This window comes from Devosia yakushimensis (assembly GCF_030159855.1).
GTDB classification, from domain to species: domain Bacteria; phylum Pseudomonadota; class Alphaproteobacteria; order Rhizobiales; family Devosiaceae; genus Devosia; species Devosia yakushimensis.
The window spans coordinates 1,032,737-1,054,354 of the sequence record NZ_BSNG01000001.1 but is presented as its reverse complement, the minus strand read 5'-3'; the positions used below and the strand labels follow the sequence as shown (position 1 = coordinate 1,054,354).

Annotated in this window: 28 protein-coding genes; 21 read left to right on the top strand and 7 right to left on the bottom strand. The window is 62.4% G+C overall.

Annotated elements, in window-relative coordinates; genetic code table 11:
- Window positions 1-18: 18 nt before the first annotated feature.
- Complete coding sequence (gene gpt, locus QQL79_RS05085) at window positions 19-516, bottom strand: xanthine phosphoribosyltransferase (protein WP_284388549.1); 498 nt, start codon at window positions 514-516, stop codon at window positions 19-21.
- A 123-nt stretch (window positions 517-639) separates the two neighbouring features.
- A complete protein-coding gene (locus QQL79_RS05080) occupies window positions 640-1,407 on the bottom strand; it encodes a competence/damage-inducible protein A (protein ID WP_284388547.1) in 768 nt (255 codons plus the stop codon).
- Between the two features lie 127 nt (window positions 1,408-1,534).
- On the opposite strand from QQL79_RS05080, the gene map reads away from it, so the two are divergent.
- Window positions 1,535-2,368 carry a type I methionyl aminopeptidase gene (gene map, locus QQL79_RS05075; RefSeq protein WP_284388544.1) on the top strand — a complete coding sequence of 278 codons (834 nt, stop codon included), beginning with the start codon at window positions 1,535-1,537 and terminating at the stop codon, window positions 2,366-2,368.
- Entirely contained in the window at window positions 2,368-3,099 is a 732-nt protein-coding gene (gene radC, locus QQL79_RS05070) for a RadC family protein (protein ID WP_284388542.1), read from the top strand. Before map ends, radC begins: the two co-directional genes overlap by 1 nt.
- Here the strand turns inward: radC and QQL79_RS05065 are convergent.
- Window positions 3,091-4,305 (bottom strand): GNAT family N-acetyltransferase, encoded by a 1,215-nt coding sequence (locus tag QQL79_RS05065; RefSeq protein WP_284388540.1) that lies wholly within the window; start codon window positions 4,303-4,305, stop codon window positions 3,091-3,093. The genes radC and QQL79_RS05065 overlap by 9 nt on opposite strands.
- Window positions 4,306-4,469: 164 nt before the next feature.
- Window positions 4,470-5,204 carry a cytochrome c biogenesis CcdA family protein gene (locus QQL79_RS05060; protein WP_348523169.1) on the bottom strand — a complete coding sequence of 245 codons (735 nt, stop codon included), beginning with the start codon at window positions 5,202-5,204 and terminating at the stop codon, window positions 4,470-4,472.
- A gap of 306 nt (window positions 5,205-5,510) precedes the next feature.
- Here QQL79_RS05060 and rpe point away from each other — a divergent pair, with 306 nt between their 5' ends.
- The 7 genes from rpe to QQL79_RS05025 all read left to right on the top strand — a co-directional run bounded on the left by rpe (window position 5,511) and on the right by QQL79_RS05025 (window position 10,498).
- On the top strand, window positions 5,511-6,182 hold the full coding sequence (gene rpe, locus QQL79_RS05055; protein ID WP_284388539.1) for a ribulose-phosphate 3-epimerase: 672 nt from the start codon (window positions 5,511-5,513) through the stop codon (window positions 6,180-6,182).
- 30 nt (window positions 6,183-6,212) lie between these two features.
- The gene (gene purB, locus QQL79_RS05050) at window positions 6,213-7,541 is read left to right on the top strand and encodes an adenylosuccinate lyase (RefSeq protein WP_284388538.1); all 1,329 of its coding nucleotides are present in this window, start codon (window positions 6,213-6,215) and stop codon (window positions 7,539-7,541) included.
- The gene (locus QQL79_RS05045) at window positions 7,538-7,951 is read left to right on the top strand and encodes a GNAT family N-acetyltransferase (protein WP_284388536.1); all 414 of its coding nucleotides are present in this window, start codon (window positions 7,538-7,540) and stop codon (window positions 7,949-7,951) included. Before purB ends, QQL79_RS05045 begins: the two co-directional genes overlap by 4 nt.
- A complete protein-coding gene (locus tag QQL79_RS05040; protein WP_284388534.1) occupies window positions 7,948-8,499 on the top strand; it encodes an RBBP9/YdeN family alpha/beta hydrolase in 552 nt (183 codons plus the stop codon). The genes QQL79_RS05045 and QQL79_RS05040 overlap by 4 nt, the downstream gene beginning before the upstream one ends.
- A gap of 1 nt (window position 8,500) precedes the next feature.
- Complete coding sequence (locus tag QQL79_RS05035; protein ID WP_284388532.1) at window positions 8,501-8,911, top strand: GNAT family N-acetyltransferase; 411 nt, start codon at window positions 8,501-8,503, stop codon at window positions 8,909-8,911.
- Window positions 8,912-8,929: 18 nt separating this feature from the next.
- Window positions 8,930-9,760 (top strand): apurinic/apyrimidinic endonuclease family protein, encoded by an 831-nt coding sequence (locus tag QQL79_RS05030; protein ID WP_284388530.1) that lies wholly within the window; start codon window positions 8,930-8,932, stop codon window positions 9,758-9,760.
- 423 nt (window positions 9,761-10,183) lie between these two features.
- Window positions 10,184-10,498 carry a DUF1344 domain-containing protein gene (locus QQL79_RS05025; protein ID WP_284388528.1) on the top strand — a complete coding sequence of 105 codons (315 nt, stop codon included), beginning with the start codon at window positions 10,184-10,186 and terminating at the stop codon, window positions 10,496-10,498.
- Between the two features lie 54 nt (window positions 10,499-10,552).
- On the opposite strand, the gene QQL79_RS05020 is transcribed toward QQL79_RS05025, so the two are convergent.
- Entirely contained in the window at window positions 10,553-10,876 is a 324-nt protein-coding gene (locus tag QQL79_RS05020) for a DUF1476 domain-containing protein (protein ID WP_284388526.1), read from the bottom strand.
- A gap of 231 nt (window positions 10,877-11,107) precedes the next feature.
- Here QQL79_RS05020 and purC point away from each other — a divergent pair, with 231 nt between their 5' ends.
- The 12 genes from purC (at window position 11,108) to grxD (ending at window position 20,220) form a co-directional block, all read left to right on the top strand.
- Entirely contained in the window at window positions 11,108-11,872 is a 765-nt protein-coding gene (gene purC / locus QQL79_RS05015; RefSeq protein WP_284388524.1) for a phosphoribosylaminoimidazolesuccinocarboxamide synthase, read from the top strand.
- Between the two features lie 20 nt (window positions 11,873-11,892).
- Entirely contained in the window at window positions 11,893-12,135 is a 243-nt protein-coding gene (gene purS, locus QQL79_RS05010) for a phosphoribosylformylglycinamidine synthase subunit PurS (protein ID WP_284388523.1), read from the top strand.
- Between the two features lie 270 nt (window positions 12,136-12,405).
- Window positions 12,406-13,485, top strand: coding sequence for an acyltransferase family protein (locus tag QQL79_RS05005; RefSeq protein ID WP_284388521.1), 1,080 nt, complete (start codon window positions 12,406-12,408; stop codon window positions 13,483-13,485).
- A gap of 114 nt (window positions 13,486-13,599) precedes the next feature.
- Window positions 13,600-14,268 carry a phosphoribosylformylglycinamidine synthase subunit PurQ gene (gene purQ, locus QQL79_RS05000; protein WP_284388519.1) on the top strand — a complete coding sequence of 223 codons (669 nt, stop codon included), beginning with the start codon at window positions 13,600-13,602 and terminating at the stop codon, window positions 14,266-14,268.
- Window positions 14,213-14,926, top strand: coding sequence for a Pr6Pr family membrane protein (locus QQL79_RS04995; RefSeq protein WP_284388518.1), 714 nt, complete (start codon window positions 14,213-14,215; stop codon window positions 14,924-14,926). Before purQ ends, QQL79_RS04995 begins: the two co-directional genes overlap by 56 nt.
- Window positions 14,919-15,530, top strand: a complete 612-nt coding sequence (locus QQL79_RS04990) for a DJ-1/PfpI family protein (protein WP_284388517.1) — start codon at window positions 14,919-14,921, stop codon at window positions 15,528-15,530. The genes QQL79_RS04995 and QQL79_RS04990 overlap by 8 nt, the downstream gene beginning before the upstream one ends.
- Entirely contained in the window at window positions 15,530-17,755 is a 2,226-nt protein-coding gene (gene purL / locus QQL79_RS04985; RefSeq protein ID WP_284388515.1) for a phosphoribosylformylglycinamidine synthase subunit PurL, read from the top strand. The genes QQL79_RS04990 and purL overlap by 1 nt, the downstream gene beginning before the upstream one ends.
- Before the next feature lie 99 nt (window positions 17,756-17,854).
- Window positions 17,855-18,460, top strand: a complete 606-nt coding sequence (locus QQL79_RS04980) for a hypothetical protein (protein WP_284388514.1) — start codon at window positions 17,855-17,857, stop codon at window positions 18,458-18,460.
- A 90-nt stretch (window positions 18,461-18,550) separates the two neighbouring features.
- Complete coding sequence (locus QQL79_RS04975; protein WP_035098949.1) at window positions 18,551-18,784, top strand: BolA family protein; 234 nt, start codon at window positions 18,551-18,553, stop codon at window positions 18,782-18,784.
- Between the two features lie 4 nt (window positions 18,785-18,788).
- Complete coding sequence (locus QQL79_RS04970; protein ID WP_284388512.1) at window positions 18,789-19,109, top strand: DUF6665 family protein; 321 nt, start codon at window positions 18,789-18,791, stop codon at window positions 19,107-19,109.
- Between the two features lie 22 nt (window positions 19,110-19,131).
- Window positions 19,132-19,758 carry an HAD family hydrolase gene (locus QQL79_RS04965; RefSeq protein ID WP_284388510.1) on the top strand — a complete coding sequence of 209 codons (627 nt, stop codon included), beginning with the start codon at window positions 19,132-19,134 and terminating at the stop codon, window positions 19,756-19,758.
- Window positions 19,759-19,884: 126 nt separating this feature from the next.
- A complete protein-coding gene (gene grxD / locus QQL79_RS04960) occupies window positions 19,885-20,220 on the top strand; it encodes a Grx4 family monothiol glutaredoxin (RefSeq protein WP_284388508.1) in 336 nt (111 codons plus the stop codon).
- Window positions 20,221-20,250: 30 nt separating this feature from the next.
- On the opposite strand, the gene QQL79_RS04955 is transcribed toward grxD, so the two are convergent.
- Window positions 20,251-21,225 (bottom strand): GNAT family N-acetyltransferase, encoded by a 975-nt coding sequence (locus QQL79_RS04955; RefSeq protein ID WP_284388505.1) that lies wholly within the window; start codon window positions 21,223-21,225, stop codon window positions 20,251-20,253.
- Complete coding sequence (locus QQL79_RS04950) at window positions 21,222-21,515, bottom strand: Dabb family protein (RefSeq protein WP_284388504.1); 294 nt, start codon at window positions 21,513-21,515, stop codon at window positions 21,222-21,224. The genes QQL79_RS04955 and QQL79_RS04950 overlap by 4 nt, the downstream gene beginning before the upstream one ends.
- Window positions 21,516-21,618 lie beyond the last annotated feature (103 nt).

Here is a 21,618-nt window from a genome sequence, read left to right as displayed (position 1 = left end):
AGCGCGGCTGTCTGCCCCTCAGTCCGTCCCGCCACTGATCGGGGCCACATAGGCCACGTCCAGGTCCCAGGGGAAGAAGATCCAGGTGTCCTGGCTGACTTCGGTGATGAAGGTGTCGACCATTTCGCGGCCCTTGGGCTTGGCATAGACCGTGGCGAAGTGGGCGCCGGGCAGCATTTCGCGGACGACGCGGGCCGTCGAGCCGGTGTCGACCAGATCGTCCACGATCAGGATCTTGGCGCCACCGCGGGCCAGTTCGAGCAGCGGGGGGCTGATTTCCTTGAGAACCTTGATGCCGCCCTGGTTCTGGTGGTCGTAGCTCTTGACCGCCACGGTCTCGACCGTGCGGATATTGAGCTCGCGCGCTACGATCGCCGCCGGCACCAGCCCGCCCCGCGCAATGGCCACGATGGCATCGAACGAACCCAGCCCCGCCAGCCGCCAGGCCAGGGCCCGGCTATCGCGATGAAACTGGTCCCAGCTGACCGGGAAGGACTTTTCGTTGGGATTGTTCACGCGATGCTCTCCTGCGCCGGCGCCACGGGCGCCCGATAAATGGATTTGCCGTTGCTTAGCAAAAGCCGGACGTCTGCGCTATTGCACCACGCGCACACGCCCACAACTCTTGCTATATTCGCGCTAGTTTTCCGGCGGCGTCACACCAGCCCTGGCATGGGCCGCATCCACCATGGCCTGCACCTTGGCGGTTGCTTCCTCAAGCAGCGCCTCGTCGGACGAGCGCAGGACCAGTTCGGTCATCACCCGATCCTTGCCCATCTGCGGATAGCTGCCCATTTTGACATCGGGATATTGCGCCTGCAGCGCGCCCAGCGGGCCGCCGACAGTGCCCTCGCCCACCGCCGCCTTGACCGTGCGCGACAGCACTTTCTTGCCGCCCTGCAGGGTCGGCGCCAGCGCTTCAAGCATGGCCCGCATGATGATCGGCACGCCCGCCATGACATGCACATTGCCGATCCGGAAACCGGGCGCGGCGCTGACCGAATTGACGATCAGATCGGCGCCTTCGGGAATGCGGGCCATGCGCAGCCGGGCTTCATTGACCTCGGTGCCGGTCTCCTTCCAGCGGGCTTCGAGCATGGCGCGCGCCTGCGGATTGATCGGCAGGGCCACGCCGAACGCCTTGGCGACCGCGTCGGCCGTGATGTCGTCATGGGTGGGGCCGATGCCGCCGGTGGTAAAGACGTAGGTATAGCGGGCCCGCAGGGCATTGACGGCATCGACGATGTCGTCGGTCTCGTCGCTGACGACCCGCACTTCCTTGAGGTCGATCCCCAGATCGGTGCAGAAATCGGCGGTGGCGCCGATATTGACGTCCTTGGTGCGTCCGGAAAGAATTTCATCGCCAATGACGATCAGCGCGGCGGTAATGGTGGCAGGGCTCGACATCGATTGAATCCGTGGCTTGCTGTCAGCCAGCAATGCCCGCCCCCGATAGGCGCGTCAAGCAAGTGTGTCACCCTTCCCATTGGCCAAGCGAGCGATTAGATTTATCGTGTTTCCTCCGGAGTTCTAGATGACCACCTTTGTCGATGCCAGTTCCAAGGCCCGCCGCACCCCTGGCGTTATCCCGCTGCATGGCGAGGAAGGCTTTGCCGGCATGCGCAAGGCGGGCCAGCTGACGGCGCAGGCGCTGGACATCCTGGTCGACTACGTCGAGGCGGGCGTGCCGACCTCCACCATCGATCGCGTGGCCTATGAATTCGCCCGCGACAATGGCGCCATTCCGGCCACCATTTTCTACAAGGGCTACCGGCACTCGCTCTGCACCTCGATCAACCATGTCGTGTGCCACGGCATTCCCGACGAAAGGCCGCTGCGCGAGGGCGATATCGTCAATATCGACCTGACGCTGATCGTCGATGGCTGGTATGGCGATTCGAGCCGCATGTATCCGGTGGGCGAAATTTCGCGCAAGGCGGAACGCCTGATCGAAGTGACCTATCTGGGCCTCGAAGCCGGCATTGCCGCCGCCAAGCCCGGCAATACCACCGGCGATATCGGCGCGGCCATCCAGGCTGTCGCAGAAGGCGAGCGCATGAGCGTGGTCCGCGACTTTGTGGGTCATGGTGTCGGCCGGCTCTTTCACGACGAACCCAATATCCTCCATTTCGGCGTTCCCGGCACGGGCGTACCGCTCCGGCCCGGCATGATCTTTACCATCGAACCGATGATCAATCTGGGCCGGCCGCATGTCAAAATCCTGTCGGATGGCTGGACGGCGGTGACCCGCGACCGCACCCTGTCCTCCCAGGCGGAGCATTCCATCGGCATCACCGAAACCGGCTGCGAGATTTTCACCCTCTCACCCGGCGGCCTCTTCAACCCGCTTGCCGCGCGGGCTGCCTGATGACCGACCGGCCCGACGAACTGGCCGAGGCCGCCTACCCTTCCCCGGTGCCGGCCGCCAATGATCATGCCGGCCATCGCCAGCGCGTGCGGGAGCGCTTCCTCAAGGTGGGCGGGGATGCGCTGGAAGATTACGAGCTGCTGGAGCTGATCCTGCAGCTTGTGGTTCCCCGCCGCGACACCAAGGCGCTGGCCAAGACGCTGCTGCGCGAATTCGGCTCGTTCTCGGGCGTGTTCAATGCCAGCCAGGCGCGGCTCGAAAAGATCGATGGGCTCGGCACGACGTCAGTGGCGCATATCAAGGTCATCCAGGCCGTCGCTGCCCGTTTCGGGCGGGATCGCATCGCCGCCGAAAAACCCATCCTGAGCTCCTGGACGCAGCTTATCGAATATTGCAACAGCCAGATGGCCTATCAATCCATCGAGCAGTTCCGCATCCTTTTCCTCGACAAGAAAAACCGGCTGATCGCCGACGAGGTGCAGCAGACCGGCACTGTCGACCACACGCCCGTCTATCCGCGCGAAGTCATCAAGCGGGCACTGGAGCTGTCCGCCACGGCGCTGATCCTGCTCCACAATCACCCTTCGGGCGACCCAACCCCCTCCTCCGCCGACGTGCGGATGACCAAGGAAATCGGCGATATCGCCAAGCCGCTCGGCATTACGCTGCACGACCATCTGATTATCGGAAAATCCGGCCACGCCTCGCTGCGCGGCCTCAAGCTAATCTGATTTCTCAGGTGCTTCTGCGGCCCGCTTGCCGGCCAGGCGATAGACGAAGGACTGAACATTGCGGGCAAGCACCTTGAGTTGCTTGTTCGCCTTGATATGCGCCCGCATCTTCTGGAAGGTCTGGTGCACGCCCACGATGACGGCGCCCCGCCCGGTCAGCCCGATATAATGCTGCCGCAGCGGCATCTGCACATTGCACCAATGCCGCTTTTCGTCGGTAAAGCCGCTGCCCATGTCGAAGACGCGCATGCCCTGGTCGAACACGCTCTGCATCACCCGCAGCAGGCATTGCTTGCCGGGGGAGCCGTTCTGGATTGCCGGATCGTCGCTCATCGAGGAAATCAGGCAGAACATGCGGTCATTATCGACTACATTGTAGCGCACCGCTACGATTGCCCCATCGAGCCGCAGCACATGCAGCCGCACATCCACGCCCGAGCCCGCAGCGGCCATGGCGTGGTAAAAGTCGGTCAACCGGTCATGCACGAAGGGATCGCGGATTCCCATGACCTTGAAGCGCGCTGCCCGCTGGATGAACATGGTCTCGATGGCGCAACGCATATCGCCGCCATTGCGGATTTCCTCGAATCCCACCTCGCCCATGGCTGCCAGGCGATCGCCCTGCTGGCGGTCATGCTTGCGGCGCGATTTGCTGCGCTGCAGCCTGTCGCATTCTTCCCAGCTGCCATATTGCGAGCGATAAAGCGTCTCTACGGCAAGGGTCGAACCGAGTTCGTCGAAAAGGCCGGTGGCCCCATCGATTTCCGTTGGCATGGAGCGCAGATAAATCAGGTCGGCGCCGCAAAGCTGGCCGACCATTGCCCGCCACAAGGCGCCGCGCCCGACTGGCCCAAGCGCCGCCAGCGTCTTGAAATCTGCGACCGGCGCATAGCAACCGGCATGCGCGCCGGGAAACCAGGTGAAAACCGGGATGCCCCGCACCGTCTTGCGATGCAGAGGCAGCAGCGCCACCGGGCGGCCATCGACCGTGCCCACGACAAAGCGCTGATCCTCGGCTGGGATGCCGCGATCCTCGATCCACAGGCGGATAAAGTCGTAGCTCTGCCCCGGCGACTCGATGCCGGCGGCGGTCAATGTCCGCCACACCGTCTCCACCGCCGCGATGTCGGTGCTGAGACTGGCGGCGATATCCGCGCGCAACGGATCGATCGCGACCACCGCCAGGCCAAGCGCGGTCGTGTCCAATGCCGTTTCCGGCAGCGCCGAGAATGCTGCGTTGAGTATCAGTTTCCGCCCCCAAAACCGTTGGGCAGCACTCTGCATGGACTGGGTGAATCAGACCTAAACAAGTGCGTAGCAAAACACCCGAGCTATAAAAGCCACGTGACGGGGTTAAGCGGAGCTTACTGTCAGCCGAAATTGGCGAGAACCGGGAAGGTCTCGAGGAACCAATAAGACAGCCGGGTGAAATTGCCGGTGAGGAACAGGACGCCGGTGATCACCAGCAATACGCCCATCACCCGTTCCACGGTGTGCAGATGGCGCTTGAAGCTGTTGAAGAAGGTCAGGAAGGGCCCAATGGCGATGCCGGCGAGGAAAAACGGCACGCCCAGCCCCAGCGAATAAAGCCCCAGCAGCGAAGCGCCTTCGAGAGCCGTATTCCGGCTGGCCGCGACCGACAATACCGCGGCAAGCACCGGCCCGATGCAGGGCGTCCAGCCTATGGCAAAGGCCAGTCCCAAGAGGAACCCGCCCAGCGGCCCGCTCGCCACACCCGGCCCGTTATGGCGAATCTGGCGGTCCAGCAATCCGATGCGGTAGACGCCGATGAAATGCAGCCCCATGGCGATGATCATCACCCCGGCAATCGGCGTCAGGATCGGCAACGCCTGCCGGAAGGCCTGGCCGAACGCCGTCGCCGTGGCGCCCAGCAGCACGAAGACCACGGCAAAGCCCAGGATGAAGAACAGCGAGGTCACCGCCACCCGGCGCTGCAACGCGGCCGACCCTGAGCCGTCGGCCCGCAACTGGTCGAAGCTCGCCCCACTCATATAGGTGAGATAGGGCGGCACCAGCGGCAGCACGCACGGGCTGAGAAAGCTCAGCACGCCGGCCCCGAACACCATGGGCAGTGAAAATTCCAAGCGACGCTCCTTTTGCGTTCTTCTAGCGCGAAGTGCCCGCAAAGCAATGCGCGGCTTGGTCGCATCGCCGGTTTGTGAAGCGGATACCCTCTCCTAGCCTCCCCCTGATAGGGGGAGGGATCTCTCCACTGTTGGAACTGGATCGAGTCTTAACCACCGGCCTGTCCCTCCCCCTGTCAGGGGGCTAGGAGGGGGTACCGCGCTTACAAAGCAACCCATTCCCCACTTTCCATCGCCCCTCCCTTGCCCGCGCCAGCCCGCCGCTATAAGGCAAGAACGCATCTTTTGTCGGCAAGGCGAGCGCTCATGACCACCCGACCCATCCGCATTGCGCCATCGATTCTTTCGGCCGATTTCAGCCAGCTTGGCGCCGAGATCGAAGCCATCGACAAGGCCGGGGCCGACTATATCCATGTCGACATCATGGACGGCCATTTCGTGCCCAATATCAGTTTCGGCCCGCTCGTCATGGCCTCGGTGCGCAAGTTCAGCGCCAAGCCCTTCGACGTGCACCTGATGATCGCACCGGCCGATCCCTATCTCGCCGCCTTCGCCAAGGCCGGCGCCGACATCATCACCGTCCATGCCGAGGCCGGGCCACACCTGCACCGCTCCATTCAGACCATCAAGGCCGAGGGCAAGAAGGCCGGTGTTGCGCTCAATCCCGCCACGCCCGTGTCGGCCCTTGAGCATGTTATCGACGATATCGACCTGCTGCTCGTCATGTCGGTCAATCCCGGCTTTGGCGGCCAAAGCTTCATTCCCGCCGCACTGACCAAGCTGGCCCAGGCCCATGCCCTGATCGGCAAGCGCCCCATCGATCTGGAAGTCGATGGCGGCATCACGGCCGAAAATGCCGGTGCGGCCGCCAAGGCGGGCTGCAATGTCTTTGTCGCCGGCTCCTCCATCTATGGCGGCAACGATCCCGCCACCTACGCCTCCCGCATCGCTGATATCCGCGCCGCGGCCACTCTTTGACTCGAATTCTGAACGCGAAGGCCTAAGCCCATGATTCCGCGCTATTCCCGCCCCGAAATGGTTGCCAATTGGTCGGCCGAAAACCGCTTCGCCATCTGGTTTGAGATCGAAGCCCACGCCACCACCAAGCTCGCCGAACTCGGTGTCGTTCCCAAGGAATCCGCCCAGAAAATCTGGGACGTGATGAATGCCCGCAAGGCCGAGCTGGGCGATTACGGCTTCGATGTCGAGCGGATCGACGAAATCGAGCGCACCACCAAGCACGACGTCATCGCCTTCCTCACGCATTTGAGCGAAATCGTCGGCCCCGACGCCCGTTTCGTGCACCAGGGCATGACCAGTTCCGACATTCTGGACACCACCCTGTCGGTGCAAATGGCTCGCGCCGCCGATATCCTGATCGCCGATGTCGATGCCCTGCTCGCCGCCCTCAAGCGCCGCGCCTATGAGCACAAGGACACCATAACCATCGGCCGCAGCCATGGCATTCATGCCGAGCCGACCACATTCGGCGTCAAGCTGGCCGAAGCCTATGCCGAATTCACCCGCAATCGGGCGCGTCTTGTCTCAGCGCGGGCAGAGATTGCCACCGCCGCAATTTCGGGCGCCATCGGCTCCTTCGCCAATATCGACCCTCAGATCGAAGAATATGTTGCCGAAAAACTCGGCCTCGCCATCGAGCCGGTCTCGACCCAGGTCATCCCGCGCGATCGGCACGCCATGTTCTTCGCCACGCTCGGCGTTGTCGCCAGCTCCATCGAGCGCGTCGCCGTCGAAATCCGCCATTTGCAGCGCACCGAAGTGCTCGAAGCCGAGGAATTCTTCTCCCCCGGCCAGAAGGGCAGCTCCGCCATGCCCCACAAGCGCAATCCGGTACTCACCGAAAACCTCACCGGCCTCGCGCGCCTCGTGCGCGGCATGGTCACCCCGGCGCTGGAAAACGTCGCGCTCTGGCATGAGCGCGATATCTCGCACTCCTCGGTGGAACGCATGATCGCCCCCGATGGCACGATCACGCTGGATTTCGCCCTCGCCCGGCTGACCAATGTCATCGACAAGCTGGTCGTCTACCCCGAAAATATGCGCAAGAATCTCGACTTGCTCGGGGGTCTGCACAATTCCCAGCGTGTCCTGCTCGCTCTCACCCAGGCCGGCTACAGCCGCGAAGACAGCTATGCCGTCGTCCAGCGCAATGCCATGAAGGTCTGGGAAATGCGCGGCGACCGCGCCGGCCAGTTCGCCAAGAACCTCAAGGCCGATCCTGAAGTGACTCTAAGCGACGAACAACTCGACGCCATGTTCGACGACGCCTACCACCTCAAGCATGTCGATACGATTTTCCGGCGGGTGTTTGGATGAGCATTATCTGCGCCCAGGAAACCGGCCTGACCGCCGAAGAATACACCGCCTGCGTCGGCCAATCGGCGCTGGGGCCCACTCGCCCCCTGAGCAATGCCGAGCGCGTTCAGGCCTATCTCGACAACTCCAATATTGTCGTCACCGCCCGGGACAGTAATGGAACCCTGGTGGGCCTGTTCCGCGGCATGACGGACTGGGGCTGGGTCTGCTATTGCGCCGACCTGGCCGTAATCGAGAGCTATCAGGGCAAGGGAATCGGCGCTTTGCTGATGAACAAGGCCACCGAAATCCTGGGCCCCGGCGTTACGATTGCGCTGCTCTCCCTGCCCGGCGCCGAGGGCTTCTACCAGAAGATCGGCCTGACCCAGACCGGGGCAGCCTTCTATCGCGACAGGACGCATCGCACATGAAGCTCGCCGAAGCCGATATCCTGATCCTGCCGGGTCTGGGCGGTTGCAGCCCTGGCCATTGGCAATTGCGCTGGGCCGAGCGCATGTCCAACGCCGCCATTGTCGAACAGGCCGATTGGGACGAGCCCGATCTGGATGATTGGGTTTCCACCATCGAGCAGGCCATCCTGCTTGCCACGCGACCCGTCGTGCTGATCGCGCACTCGCTGTCGGTCATCGCCATTGCCCATACGGCGAGCCGGCTGATCGATTCCAATGTGCGCGGCGCCTTCCTCGTCGCCCCGCCCGATCTTGAGCTGAGCCCCGATGCACCGGAGGAAACCTATCCCTTCCGCCCCATCCCGCGCGATCCTCTCCCCTTCCCCTCCCTGTTGGTTGCCTCCAGCAACGATCCGCTTTGCACCATTGACCGGGCCGTGGAATTCGCCACCTGCTGGGGCTCCGATTTCCATCAGGCTGGCGAAGCCGGCCACATCAATGTGGCGTCCGGCCATGGGCCATGGCCCGAGGGGCTGCTGATGTTCACCCGCCTCATGCAACGGATTTGACATGTCCGACTATGTCCTGACCGCTGAAACGCCCAGCGTCGCCGATTACCGCCGCCTGCGCGAAATCGCCGGCCTCAGTGGCAAGTCGCAGGCGGCCGCCGAAGCGGGCCTGCCCAATAGCTGGTTTGCCGTCATCATCCGCCATGGCGATGCCGTGATCGGCATGGGCCGCGTCATCGGCGATGGCGGCACCGCTTTCCAGATCGTCGACATCGCCGTGGAACCGGCCCATCAGGGCAAGGGGCTGGGCAAGCAGATCATGGCGGCGCTGATGGATCATCTGCGTCGGAACGCCCCGGCGACTGCCTATGTCAGCCTCATCGCCGATGGCGATGCCCGCCATCTCTATGCCAAATACGGCTTCGAGCCGGTCATGCCCGCCTCCATTGGCATGTATACGCGCATCGGCTGAGGCCAAGGACAGCAAAAAATGCAGAAACTTCTGGTGCTCCAATCCCTGTGGGCCATGCAAAATCTGCGCGGCGCTCCGGGCGTGCGTTCGCTCGAGGACAATGTCGCGCGCATCAAGGCGGCCGGCTTCGACGGTTTTGGCGGCATGCTGGAAGACGACGACATGGCCCGCCGGGCCTCTGCCCTGGCAGCAAGCGAGGGATTGGTGCTGGAGGGGCTCTTCCTCCCGACAAATCTGGGCGAAGTAGAAATGGCCATAGAGCGCGCAGAACGCTTTGGGGTCCATCACCTCAATCTGCAATTGCGCATGCTGCCGCGCACGCTGGATGAAGCTTCGCGGCTGATCGCGGCCATCCAGCGGCTCATCGGTCAGGCCGATATCCCGGTCTATATTGAAACCCACCGCGGCCGGTTGACCAACGATCTGCTATTCACCCTGGAGCTTCTCGACCGGCATCCCGATCTTCGCCTCCTGGCCGATCTCTCCCATTATGTCGTGGCCCGCGAGATGGAACTGCCGATCGATCCGACGGCCAATCAGCAGATGCTGACCATCCTCGATCACGCATGGGCCTTTCATGGCCGCATCGCCGGCAGCGGCCAGGTGCAATTGCCCCTGAGCTATCCCCAGCACCAGCCCTGGATCGATCAATTCGTGTCCTGGTGGTCGGCCGGGTTCGCCAGCTGGCGCAGCCGGGCCGCAAGCCATGCCGAGCTGACCTTCGTGTGCGAGCTGGGACCGCAGCCCTACGCCATCTCCGGCCCGGACGGCATCGACCTCACCGACCGCTGGGAAGAATCCCTGACCATGCGCGAGCTGGCGCGCCGGGCGTGGGAACAAAGCGCCTAGCCTGATCGTCGCGCGTGAGTACCCCCTCCTAGCCTCCCCCTGATAGGGGGAGGGACCGCCTTGTGGCTAGAACTCGATCCAGTTTCAAGAGTGGAGATATCCCTCCCCCTATCAGGGGGAGGCTAGGAGGGGGTACTCCGATGCCTCACCCAGCCAAAATCCGCCGCAATCACCCAAGATAAACCGCAAACCCTGGTGGCCTGACACCGATCCGCCCAAGATCTGTCTAAATCCATGACTTTGTGGCTGTTTGGCTGAACAAGTAATTAAATTACTTTAACTTGAGACCGCCATTTGCCGGTCCTAGCCTCCTTATCGCAGGTTTGGACCGCGCCGGCATCTCGAATGCGACCTGCGACTCGACGCGATCTGTAAACCGGCCAATTCCGGGCACGTCCCGGCTGTCTTTACGGAGACATCACTATGCGCAAGATCATCGTTCCCGCTGTCCTGGCTCTCATCGTCGGCACGTCCGGCATGGCATTTGCTGCCACTACCACGCCCATGGCCCCGGCGGCCAAGCCCGCGGCGGCCGCTACCATCGCCGCGCCGCAGTCCATCAGCAGCACGGTCAAGGCGTTCGACCTCAAGACCCATTCCCTGACCCTGGCCAATGGCATCGTCTATAAATTGCCGGCCACGTTCAAAGACCCCGGCCTCAAGAATGGCGCCAAGGTCACGGTGAAGTGGCAGCAGAACGGAAAAGAATACGACGCAAGCAGCGTCACGCTCGGCTAGCGCGCCCGAGCTTGGGATCCGAGGCGAAGCAAGCCTTCGCCTCGGCCCGGCAAATCAACCTTCGGCGGCGATCTGCTCATTGGCGACAGCCACCAGCTGCGCCATTTTCTGGCGAATCACGTCATCGCCGATTGCCACGCCCTTGGCCTTGAGGTCGCTCGAAACCTTGCGGAACACGTCCTCGTCACCGGCCTCCTCGAAATCGGCAGCCACCACTTCGGCGGCATAGGTCTTGGCGTCGTCGCCCGTCAGGCTCAGCAGCTCTGCCGCCCAGATGCCAAGCAGCTTGTTGCGGCGTGCTTCGGCCTTGAACTTTTTCTCCGCGTCGAAGGCGAATTTGGCTTCCTGGCCCTTCTGTCGATCGTCAAACGCGCTCATCAATGTCTCCCGCTGGCTCTGATGCATCGCCGTTCCGGCGTCCGCCAATCGACATAGGCGGTTCAGCCGGGCAAATCAACGCCGTCCGGCCGGCTGCGACCTTATGCGGCCCAACCCTCTCGCGAATGGCACCTATCCCCTGCATTCTATCGAAAGAGCTTGCATTTTTGTGCCTTTGTGGCGCATGAAGCGGCCGAAATCATCCCCTTCCTTCATCGGTCCGGAACTTCCATGAACCGTCGTCGCAAAATCTATGAAGGCAAGGCCAAGATCCTGTTCGAGGGTCCTGAGCCGGGCACGCTGGTCCAGTATTTCAAGGACGATACGACCGCTGGCGACGGTGCGCGCCTTGAGATCGTCGATGGCAAGGGCGTGCTCAACAACCGCATTTCCGAGTTCATCTTCACCAAGCTCAACGGCCTGGGCATCCCGACTCACTTCCTGCGCCGCATCAACATGCGCGAACAGCTGATCAAGGAAGTCGAGATCATCCCGCTCGAAGTCGTCGTGCGCAATGTCGCCGCCGGCTCGCTGGTCAAGCGCCTCGGCCTCGAGCCCGGCACCCAGTTGCCCCGCTCGATCATCGAATTCTACTACAAGGACGATGCCCTTCATGACCCCATGGTCAGTGAAGAACACATCACCGCCTTTGGCTGGGCCACCCCTGCCGAGCTGGACGACATCATGAGCCTGGCCATCCGGGTCAATGACTTCCTCTCCGGCCTCTTCATGGGCGTGGGCATCCAGCTCGTCGACTTCAAGATCGAATGCGGGCGCCTTTATGAAGGCGATCTGATGCGCATCGTGCTGGCCGACGAGATCAGCCCGGACAATTGCCGCCTGTGGGACATCAAGACCCGCAACAAGATGGACAAGGACCGCTTCCGCGAGAATCTCGGCGGCCTGGTCGAGAGCTATCGCGAAGTCGCGCAGCGCCTCGGCATCCTGGTCGAAACCGACAATGCGCTGGCCACTGGCCCGCGCCTGGTTCAGTAAGCGTTCATCGGAGCGGCGAAATGAAGGCACGCGTCACCGTCACCCTCAAGACCGGCGTCCTCGATCCGCAGGGTCAGGCCATCGAAGGGTCCTTGAAAAGCCTTGGTTTCTCGGGCGTTGGCGCCGTCCGCCAGGGCAAGGTCTTTGACCTGGCCCTGGAAGGCAGCGACGAAGCCGCCGCCCGCACCACCCTCACCACCATGTGCGAAAAGCTGCTCGCCAACACGGTGATTGAAAACTACGCGATAGAAATCTCCAATTAATCTTTCGCTGTTATCCTATCGAGCGCGCCGAAGTGAGGCGCCGGACCATTTGTCATGCTCAAAACTATTTCGCTCACGGTTATGTTCATTGCGACGCTGGGCCTGCTGTTCGCGGCCTATGCTTCCGTTCCGGTCTAAAGCGCCTATATTGGGCGGGATTTAGTTAAATCCTTACCAGTTAAACATTTCGATTAAGCCTGCATGCAGGCTTTTACGCTTCCACAGCGCATTACCGCTATCATGACCCGGCAGGTTCTGGGGGATGCGGCAATGGCTGAATCAGCAAAACGTCTGGACTGGGTTGATATGGCCAAGGGCCTGTCGATCTTCCTGGTGGTGTTGATGTATGCGGCGACGAGCGTCGGCGAAGATACCGGCGGTATCGGCGCGCTGCATTGGTCCGTCGCCTTTGCCATGCCCTTCCGCATGCCCGAATTCTTCCTGATTTCCGGCCTGTTCCTCTCCCAGGTCATCGACCGCCCCTGGAAAGCCTATGCCGATCGGCGCGTCGTTCATTACCTCTATTTCTACGCGCTCTGGGCGGTGATCCACATCGTCTTCAAGGTTGGCCTCTTAACCGCCAATCCCGTCGGCGCGGCAAGTGATATGGTCTGGGCCGTGGTCCAGCCTTATGGCGTGCTGTGGTTCATCTACATGCTGGCCGTGTGCGGGGCCGCTGCCAAGCTGCTGCACGATATCCGGGCGCCCCACTGGGCGGTCTTCGCCATCGCTGCAATCCTGCAAATGGCCAAGATCCACACCGGCAGCTACGCCGTGGACCAATTCGCTGCCTACTTCGTGTTCTTCTATTCCGGCTATGTGCTGGCGCCCCACCTGTTCCGCCTGGCGGCCTGGGCCCATGAAAATGTCACCATCGCCATTATCGGCCTTTTCATCTGGGCCATCCTCAACGCGGCCCTGGTTTTCTCGCCCGGCTTCAAGATGGACCCGGTCCACCCCGTCATGGGTATCGCCGGCCTGCCCGGCGTCCACCTGATCCTGGCGCTGGTGGGAACATCGGCCCTTTGCGTGATCGCGGCACTGCTGACCCGCCTGCCCTGGATGAACTGGCTGCGCTGGATGGGCTCGAAGTCGCTGATCATCTATGTGGCCTTCGTGCTGCCCATGGGCATAGCCCGCACCGTCTTGATCAAACTCGGCTTTGTCGAGCCGACCCTGCTGGGTCTGGCCGTCATGGCCATCTCCATCATCTCCCCGCTGATCCTCTATTGGCTGGTGCTGCGCACGGGCTGGGGCATGTTCCTGTTTGAACGCCCCGCCTGGGCCCACCTGCCCGGCACCGGATCGCGCCGCGAAGAGCCGCGCGCCGTTCAGGCTCCGGCCGAATAGCTGACCATCTCGCAATCAAGCCAAGGGCGGGATATTCCGTCTCGCCCCTTGCCTTTTTGCCCAAGACTCACCACAAGGGCCTCGCGCAACCCCTGACATAGCGAGGACCTGCCGATGAAATCAGCCGTCATCGTCTTCCCCGGCCTCAATCGTGACCGCGACATGATCGCGGCACTCACCAAGATTTCCGGCACCGCCCCACAGGTGGTCTGGCATCAGGATGCCGACCTGCCGGATGTCGATCTCGTGGTGATCCCCGGTGGTTTCTCCTATGGCGATTATCTGCGCTGCGGCGCCATCGCCGCCCGCTCGCCCATTATGGACAAGCTGCGCGACCGAGCTGCCCAGGGCGTCAAGGTGTTGGGTGTCTGCAATGGCTTCCAGATCCTGGTGGAGGCGGGCCTGCTGCCAGGCGCCCTGATGCGCAATACCAGCCTCAAATTCGTTTGCCGCGAGGTCAAGCTGCAGGTGGTGAATGCCGATACCGCCTTTACCCGCGGCTATCAGCCGGGCCAGGTCTTCCGCTGCCCCGTCGCCCATCACGACGGCAATTACTTCGCCGACGCCGAAACCATCGCGCGGCTCGAAGGCAATGGCCAGGTGGCGTTCCGCTATGCCGAGGGCACCAATCCCAATGGCTCGATCAACGATATCGCCGGCATTTTCAACGAGCAGAAGAACGTGCTCGGCATGATGCCGCACCCCGAAAACCTGATCGAAGCGGCCCATGGCGGCAGCGACGGACGCGCGCTGTTTTCCACGCTCCTGGAGCGGGCAGCCTGAGATGAACCTGCGGGCGCCAGTCAATCCGCGAACGCTGTTGACCTGGCTTGGCCTGCTGTTCGGCGCCGGCGGGCTGGTGCTGCAATTCGTTCTCTCGATGCAGCTGGCTTCCGAAAATGGCCGGGATTTTCCGGGTTTTCTTGGGCATTTCTTCGCCTTCTACACCATCCTGACCAATATCGTCCTGGTGCTGATCTACCTGTCGGACGTGCTCCCGACGCCCCGCCTCTCCCTGTTCCAGCGCCCGCTGGTCCGCGGCCTGATGGCGGCAAATATCGCGCTGGTCGGGCTCTACGTCTATTTCGTGCTGCGCCACCTCCATGTCCTGGAGGGGCTCTACGAGCTGGCCGACACCATCCTGCATTATCTGTGCCCCACGCTCTATCTGCTGTGGTGGCTGGTGACGCAAAAGCATGGCCAACTGCGCTGGAACCAGCTGCCGCTCATGCTGCTGCCGACGCTGGTCTATTTCCTCTATATCCTGGCCCGCGGCGTCTGGGTGCAGCAATACCCCTACCCGGTGCTGGATGTCGTCAATCTCGGCTACGGCCAGGTTTCCCTCAACGCCCTCTTCATGGGCAGCGCCCTCGCCCTGCTCTGTGCCGGCGTCATCACCGCCGACAAACTCATTGCCCGGGGTGTTCCACGCCATGTCTGATGCCACCACAAGGACCAGTGTCGCCATCGTCATCTTCGAGGACGTCGAAGAACTTGACTTCATCGGCCCCTGGGAAGTGTTCAGGATGGCCGGCCGGATGGGGGCGCCCGTCGACACCTTCACTCTGGGATGGCCTGATACCACGATCCGCTGCGCCGAAGGGCTCCGCGTCACCGCCGACCACACTTTCGATGATGCCCCGCATGCCGATATCGTCATCGTTCCCGGTGGCCGTGGCACCCGCCCGTTGGTGTCCGACACCGCCTTCATCGACCGCCTTCAGCCCTATATGGCCGCGGCAACGTGGCGGACCTCGGTCTGCACGGGCGCTGCCCTGATCGGCAAAGCCGGATTCCTCGATGGCAAGCGCTCAACGACCCATTGGAACGCCTTCGATTTTGTCCGCACCGCTGCGCCAAAAGCCATATTGCTGGAAAACCAGCGCTTCGTGCATGACGGCAACGTGGTGACCAGCGCAGGAATCTCGGCAGGCATCGACATGTCCCTGTGGCTAGTGGGACACCTGTTCGGCGAAGAACTTGCCCGCTCCACGCAGCGCCAAATGGAATATTTTCCAAAGCCTCCCTACGGAAACGCTACCTGATGACCCTTCAGAACGACATCGTCATTACCCCCGAGCTGGTTGCCGACCACGGCCTGAAGCCCGACGAGTACCAGAAGATCCTCGATTTGATCGGTCGCACGCCGACCTATACCGAACTGGGCATTTTCTCGGCGATGTGGAACGAGCATTGCTCGTACAAGTCCTCCAAAAAGTGGCTCAAGACGCTGCCGACCACCGGCCCACGCGTCATTCAGGGGCCGGGCGAAAATGCCGGCGTCGTCGATATCGGGGACGGGCAGGCCGTGGTTTTCAAGATGGAAAGCCACAACCATCCCAGCTTCATCGAACCCTATCAGGGCGCAGCGACCGGCGTCGGCGGCATTCTGCGCGACGTCTTCACCATGGGCGCGCGTCCCGTCGCGGCGATGAATGCGCTGCGTTTCGGCAGCCCCGATCATGAAAAGACCCGCCACCTCGTCTCCGGGGTGGTGGCCGGCGTCGGCGGCTATGGCAATGCCTTTGGCGTACCCACTGTGGGTGGCGAAGTCGAATTCGACGAGCGCTACAACGGCAATATCCTGGTCAATGCCTTTGCGGCCGGCCTGGCCGACACCGACAAGATTTTCTATTCCAAGGCGGAAGGCGTCGGCCTGCCCGTCGTCTATCTCGGCGCCAAGACCGGCCGTGATGGCGTCGGCGGCGCCACCATGGCCTCGGCCGAATTCGGCGACGATATCGAGGAAAAGCGCCCCACCGTGCAGGTCGGCGACCCCTTCACCGAAAAGCGCCTGCTCGAAGCCTGCCTCGAACTGATGCAGACCGGCGCCGTCATCGCCATTCAGGACATGGGCGCGGCGGGCCTAACCTGCTCGGCCGTCGAAATGGGCGCCAAGGGGGACCTGGGCATCGAACTGGACCTCGACAAGGTGCCGGTGCGCGAAACCCATATGACGCCCTATGAGATGATGCTGAGCGAAAGCCAGGAGCGCATGCTCATGGTGCTGCATCCCGAAAAGGAAGCCGCGGCCCGCGCCGTCTTCGAAAAGTGGGAACTCGATTTCGCCACGGTCGGCAAGACGACCGACGACCTGCGCTTCCGCGTGCTCTGGCAGGGTGACGAGGTTGCCAATCTGCCGATCAAGGAACTGGGCGACGAAGCCCCCGAATACGATCGTCCCTGGATCGAGCCGCAGAAGCCGGCGCCGCTGGCCGCCACCGACATCCCCCAGATGGACGTGGCCGATGCCCTGCTCAAGCTGATGGGCAGCCACCAGATCGCCTCGCGCCGCTGGGTCTATGAGCAGTATGACACCCTGATCCAGGGCAATTCCCTGCAACGCCCCGGCGGCGACGCCGGCGTCATTCGGGTCGAGGGGCACGATACCAAGGCGCTGGCCTTCACCTCCGACGTCAATCCGCGCTATTGCGAGGCCGACCCCTATGAAGGCGGCAAGCAGGCCGTGGCCGAAGCCTGGCGCAACCTCACCGCGACCGGAGCCGAGCCGCTGGCCGCCACCGACAATCTCAATTTCGGCAATCCGGAGCGTCCCGAAATCATGGGGCAGCTGGTGGGCGCCGTGAAGGGCATTGGCGAAGCCTGCCGTGTACTCGAATTCCCCATCGTTTCGGGCAATGTCAGCCTCTATAACGAAACCAATGGCCGCGGCATCCTGCCGACCCCCACCATTGGCGGCGTGGGCCTGCTCCCCGACTGGAACAAAATGGCCCGCATCGGCTTTGCCGCCGAAAACCAGGTCATCCTGCTGGTCGGTGCGCCCGCCGCGCGCGGCAGCCATCTGGGCCAATCGATCTATCTGCGTGACCTGTTCGGCCGCCGCGACGGCACGGCACCCGCAGTCGATCTTGCCCATGAAAAGCGCACCGGCGATTTCGTCCGCAAGCTGATCCGCTCCGGCGCGGTCACCGCCTGCCATGACCTCTCGGATGGGGGCCTTGCCGTGGGCCTGGCCGAAATGGCCGTCGCCTCGGGGATCGGCGCTGTTATCGTCGACCTCACCGACCAGGATACGATCCTGCAATATTTCGGCGAGGATCAGGGCCGCTACCTCGTGACCGTCAATTTCGATCCGCAGGGCGACGAGATCGCAGCACTCTGGAACGAGGCAGAAAAGCTGGGCATTCATGCCCCCTGGATCGGCACGACTGGCGGCAGCGATCTGGTGCTCGGGAGCGCTCGCCCCCTGCCCGCGGCTGACCTTCGCGCCGCACATGAAAGCTGGTTCCCCGCCTATATGAACGGGTAAGTTTCGCGCGCATCGATCAATTAATCTTGCTGCCTTATGATCGCCGCTCTTTGGAGTGCTTTGGCACTCCGGGGCGGCGTTATCATTTTGGAGACGACCATGAATTTTCGACCGGCAATCAGCTGCCTAGCGGCATTGAGCATCAGCCTGCTGCCGGCCGCCGCCCATGCCCAGAGCGTCAATGTCACCCGCTCCATCCTGCAGGATCAGCCCTATACGATCATCTACCCCGATTTCATGATCCCATCCGGTGGCGCCACGGAACCGCTTAGCCTCACCCATCCCAGCGTGCCGCTGCAATGCGACATCACCATCGTCCCGGTCGAAGACACCACCTGGTCGGCCGATAGCGCCCTTGCCAGCCTCGATGACGGCGAAGTGGCCGCGAGCTGGGCCAGGACCTTCCCCGGCTTCACGCTAGCCAGCAAAGCGACCACGCCCTACCAGAGCGGCACCGCCCTGCTCTATGACGGCCAAAGCACCGACTCGCCCATGGGCATCCCGCTGACCATCGTTCACACCGAAGCGGTCGATTCCGGCCGCGGCTATACGCTGGACTGCCTGTTCGCCACCGACGTCACCCAGCAGGCCCGCCCGATCGTCGATTTCATCATCGCCAATTTCTCGACCAAATCCGACGCCGAATGCTGCGTTGGAGCGGTAGCGGCGCCCGTGGCCACGGAAACTCCGGCGCCAACTCAATAACGCGATGCAGCGCTCATATTGAAGCGCTTGCCCCGGTACCATATCTTGGAGGAGTCGGCGCTGACGCCGTCATGACCAAGGAGTTGAGCAATGCCCATGGACGCCAACGAGATCGAGCGCCGCATTAAGGCCGCGTTGCCTGACGCCGATATCGATATTCGCGACCTCGCCGGCGACGGCGATCACTACGCCGCCACCGTCATTTCCGCCGCCTTCAAGGGCAAGTCCCGCGTGCAGCAGCACCAGCTGGTCTATGCCGCCCTGCAAGGCGACATGGGCGGGGCACTGCATGCCCTGGCCCTTCAAACCAGCGCGCCTGAATAGAACAGTGACGCTGCGCGACTCGCTTGATCTGATCCGCATGGTCCGTCCCGAATCCGGGACGGCTGCGCTGGAATACGAAATCGCGGCCGAACGCGCTTCCTCGATCAGCGCCGCCGAGCGCAAGGTGATCACGACCCTTGCCGCACTTGCCCAGGCCCATGGCGACCGCGAACCGGCGCTGGCTGACGCTCGCCAGGCCGTCTGGGAATATTTCGTCCATCGCGAGCTGATCGGCTTCCGTCGTCATACCGATGTGATTCAAGATCTAAATATTCCCCGCGAAGTCCTTGCCGGGCTTGGCGCTTCTCCGGCGAGGAGCAGGTGAGTCCACATCACATGGAGTCCGCATGACTCGCGCGGTTTTCTTCGACATCGACGGCGTACTGATCCACGGCTTCCATGCTCGCCCCGACCTGACCCGTCGCTGGGATACGAACCTGCTGGCCGATATGGGCGTGGAGTCAAAGCGGTTCGTCGACGAATTCATCTACGATATTTTCGTCAAGAAGGTCGTCACCGGCGAAATGTCGGTTATCGATGCCCTTGAGCGCCGGCTGCCCTCGCTCGGCTATAAAGGCTCGCCGATCGCTTTCCATCATTACTGGCTGATCAACGACAGCGAGCTCAACCAGCCGCTCCTTGACGGCATCCGCCAACTCAAGCGCAAAAGCGACATTCGCCTCTATATCGCTACCAATCAGGAACATCTGCGCGCCAGTTGGCTCTGGAGCCATCTGGGTCTCAATGAGCTGTTCGATGACATGTTCTATTCGGCTCGCATCGGCGTGCGAAAACCCGACCCTGCTTTCTTCGACTTCGCCATGAGCAAGATCGGCCCGCAAACCGAACCGCCGCTTTTCTTCGATGACACGCCCAAAGTCATCGACGGTGCTCGCGCGGCCGGCTGGGAGGCGGTGCTGTTCAACACGATCGACGACTTCACCAGCCATCCCTGGATCGCCGCGCGCCTTTAGCCCGTTCCCATCGACAAGGCTTGATCGGCAAATGGCGATGGCAGGCCTCGACAGCGCCGCGCCAAGCTCCTATTTATTGACCAACGATTTTCCCGGCCTCCCCCGGACCCAAGAAAGGCTGCCGCAATGACCGACATCAACGCATTCATCGACGACAAGGTGAAGAACAACGACGTCTTTCTGTTCATGAAGGGCACGCCGGATTTTCCGCAATGCGGCTTTTCCGGTCAGGTCGTCCAGATTCTGAACTATCTCGGCGTCGACTATGACAGCGCCAACGTGCTGGAAAGCGCCGAACTGCGCGACGGCATCAAGGCCTATACCAATTGGCCTACTATTCCCCAGCTCTATGTGAAGGGCGAATTCGTCGGCGGCGCCGATATCGTCCGCGAAATGTTCCAGGCCGGTGAACTGCAGACTCACCTCGAAAGCGCCGGCATCGCGGTCAAGCAGTCCGCCTGATTTCTTGAATCAAGCTGAGAAGGCCCTACCCTAACCCGGTGGGGCCTTTTGCTTTTCTAGCGCCTCTATCGCCCCCAGCATGCGCGGATGATCCGCGATGCCGGCCAGGGCCCAGTGCCCGGCCAACCATTGCGGCGACCCCGACCAGCCGTCGGCAACAAGCTGTTCCACCGCTTCCAGTGCGGCCTCGTCCGCCCCGGCCGCCGCCCAGGCGCAGGCCGCGTGAAATCCCAGCCAGGCGATAGTGCTACGCTTCTTCGCAAAATGCTCAGCCAGCCGCTGCCATTCAGCTGCCGGCAGATCATCCACATTCTCCGCCGGCAGGCTTGCGCTATAGGCCAATGTCTCCACCGGCTCCCCCGCGCCGATCTGGCGGGCCAGGCCTATCGAGCCACGGTTGGAAGCGTGGCAATGCCAGCCCATCGCAACAATGCCTTGGCCGTGCGCTGCCGCAAGGCAGGCCCGCGCCGCAAGTCTTGCCAGGCCACGCCGCCGGTGACCAGGATGGGTCCAGACCCCCATCTCGGCGCGTTGCCCGATAACAAGATCGGGCAGGCAACGACTTACCTCAACGTCTCCAGCATAGATGCGCTGCCCCAGCCCATCGCCGTCGACGATCAATCGATAGCCCGCAGGCATTGCCGGCATGGGACCAGGTCCGGGCACGATGGCGAAGGTCAGCCGGGGATGGACCAGCATGGCGTCGTTGGGCAGAACCTGCTCGATGCCCGCTCGCTGGACCGGATCGACATGGAGGTAGACCCAATCGTCAAGCTGGTCCCGGATGGCCGAAGCGACCTCTGCCGAAGGACAGCGGCCCACGAGATAAACGCCTTCAGGGCCTTCAATGACGGCCACACGCGGCTGGTCTGCGTCATCGACCCAGACCTCGCCTTCGGCCGCCCCGCCCAACACGACCGCGACGCTGCCATGGACCGTTGCCATCGCGGAAGCGATAGCAGCGACCTTGTCATAGGCAGTGCGCCGCAGCGTAACGAGACTCACCCCGGTTGCGCCTCGAAATCTGCCGACAACCGCAATTCACGCAGCGGCCGGACGCGCCGCGTGGCTTCGGCATAGGTCGGGTGCGCCTTATAGGCCGCGAGTGACGCGGCATCGGCGAATTCGGCATAGACCACGACATCCACCTCGTTGGATATCTGATCCACCTTGCTGTTGCGCGATACCTCGAAATGGCTGCTATGCGGAATGGTCCCCAGCAGCGACAGGCCCTCGCAAATGGCATCGAGATCGTCGCTGGACTTGGCCGTAAAGAAGACGATGTGGCGGATCAATATGGGCTCCCGGATAGACGCGCGAGTTGTCGGTGCGATTGACCTATGCGTCAAGTCATCACTGGTCTTGATAGATCCCATTCAGCAATATTGCTTTGCGTGA

Excerpts from the sequence above, each read along its gene's own strand:
- rpe (WP_284388539.1), top strand. The coding sequence starts at position 5,511 with ATGACCACCCGACCCATCCGCATTGCGCCATCGATTCTTTCGGCCGAT.
- QQL79_RS05040 (WP_284388534.1), top strand. The coding sequence starts at position 7,948 with ATGAAGCTCGCCGAAGCCGATATCCTGATCCTGCCGGGTCTGGGCGGT.
- QQL79_RS05045 (WP_284388536.1), top strand. The coding sequence starts at position 7,538 with ATGAGCATTATCTGCGCCCAGGAAACCGGCCTGACCGCCGAAGAATAC.
- map (WP_284388544.1), top strand. The coding sequence starts at position 1,535 with ATGACCACCTTTGTCGATGCCAGTTCCAAGGCCCGCCGCACCCCTGGC.
- QQL79_RS04975 (WP_035098949.1), top strand. The coding sequence starts at position 18,551 with ATGCCCATGGACGCCAACGAGATCGAGCGCCGCATTAAGGCCGCGTTG.
- purQ (WP_284388519.1), top strand. The coding sequence starts at position 13,600 with ATGAAATCAGCCGTCATCGTCTTCCCCGGCCTCAATCGTGACCGCGAC.
- purS (WP_284388523.1), top strand. The coding sequence starts at position 11,893 with ATGAAGGCACGCGTCACCGTCACCCTCAAGACCGGCGTCCTCGATCCG.
- grxD (WP_284388508.1), top strand. The coding sequence starts at position 19,885 with ATGACCGACATCAACGCATTCATCGACGACAAGGTGAAGAACAACGAC.
- QQL79_RS05030 (WP_284388530.1), top strand. The coding sequence starts at position 8,930 with ATGCAGAAACTTCTGGTGCTCCAATCCCTGTGGGCCATGCAAAATCTG.
- purL (WP_284388515.1), top strand. The coding sequence starts at position 15,530 with ATGACCCTTCAGAACGACATCGTCATTACCCCCGAGCTGGTTGCCGAC.
- QQL79_RS05080 (WP_284388547.1), bottom strand. The coding sequence starts at position 1,407 with ATGTCGAGCCCTGCCACCATTACCGCCGCGCTGATCGTCATTGGCGAT.
- QQL79_RS04990 (WP_284388517.1), top strand. The coding sequence starts at position 14,919 with ATGTCTGATGCCACCACAAGGACCAGTGTCGCCATCGTCATCTTCGAG.
- QQL79_RS05005 (WP_284388521.1), top strand. The coding sequence starts at position 12,406 with ATGGCTGAATCAGCAAAACGTCTGGACTGGGTTGATATGGCCAAGGGC.
- radC (WP_284388542.1), top strand. The coding sequence starts at position 2,368 with ATGACCGACCGGCCCGACGAACTGGCCGAGGCCGCCTACCCTTCCCCG.
- QQL79_RS05020 (WP_284388526.1), bottom strand. The coding sequence starts at position 10,876 with ATGAGCGCGTTTGACGATCGACAGAAGGGCCAGGAAGCCAAATTCGCC.
- purB (WP_284388538.1), top strand. The coding sequence starts at position 6,213 with ATGATTCCGCGCTATTCCCGCCCCGAAATGGTTGCCAATTGGTCGGCC.
- QQL79_RS05025 (WP_284388528.1), top strand. The coding sequence starts at position 10,184 with ATGCGCAAGATCATCGTTCCCGCTGTCCTGGCTCTCATCGTCGGCACG.
- QQL79_RS04980 (WP_284388514.1), top strand. The coding sequence starts at position 17,855 with ATGAATTTTCGACCGGCAATCAGCTGCCTAGCGGCATTGAGCATCAGC.
- QQL79_RS04995 (WP_284388518.1), top strand. The coding sequence starts at position 14,213 with ATGGCGGCAGCGACGGACGCGCGCTGTTTTCCACGCTCCTGGAGCGGG.
- QQL79_RS04965 (WP_284388510.1), top strand. The coding sequence starts at position 19,132 with ATGACTCGCGCGGTTTTCTTCGACATCGACGGCGTACTGATCCACGGC.
- purC (WP_284388524.1), top strand. The coding sequence starts at position 11,108 with ATGAACCGTCGTCGCAAAATCTATGAAGGCAAGGCCAAGATCCTGTTC.
- QQL79_RS05035 (WP_284388532.1), top strand. The coding sequence starts at position 8,501 with ATGTCCGACTATGTCCTGACCGCTGAAACGCCCAGCGTCGCCGATTAC.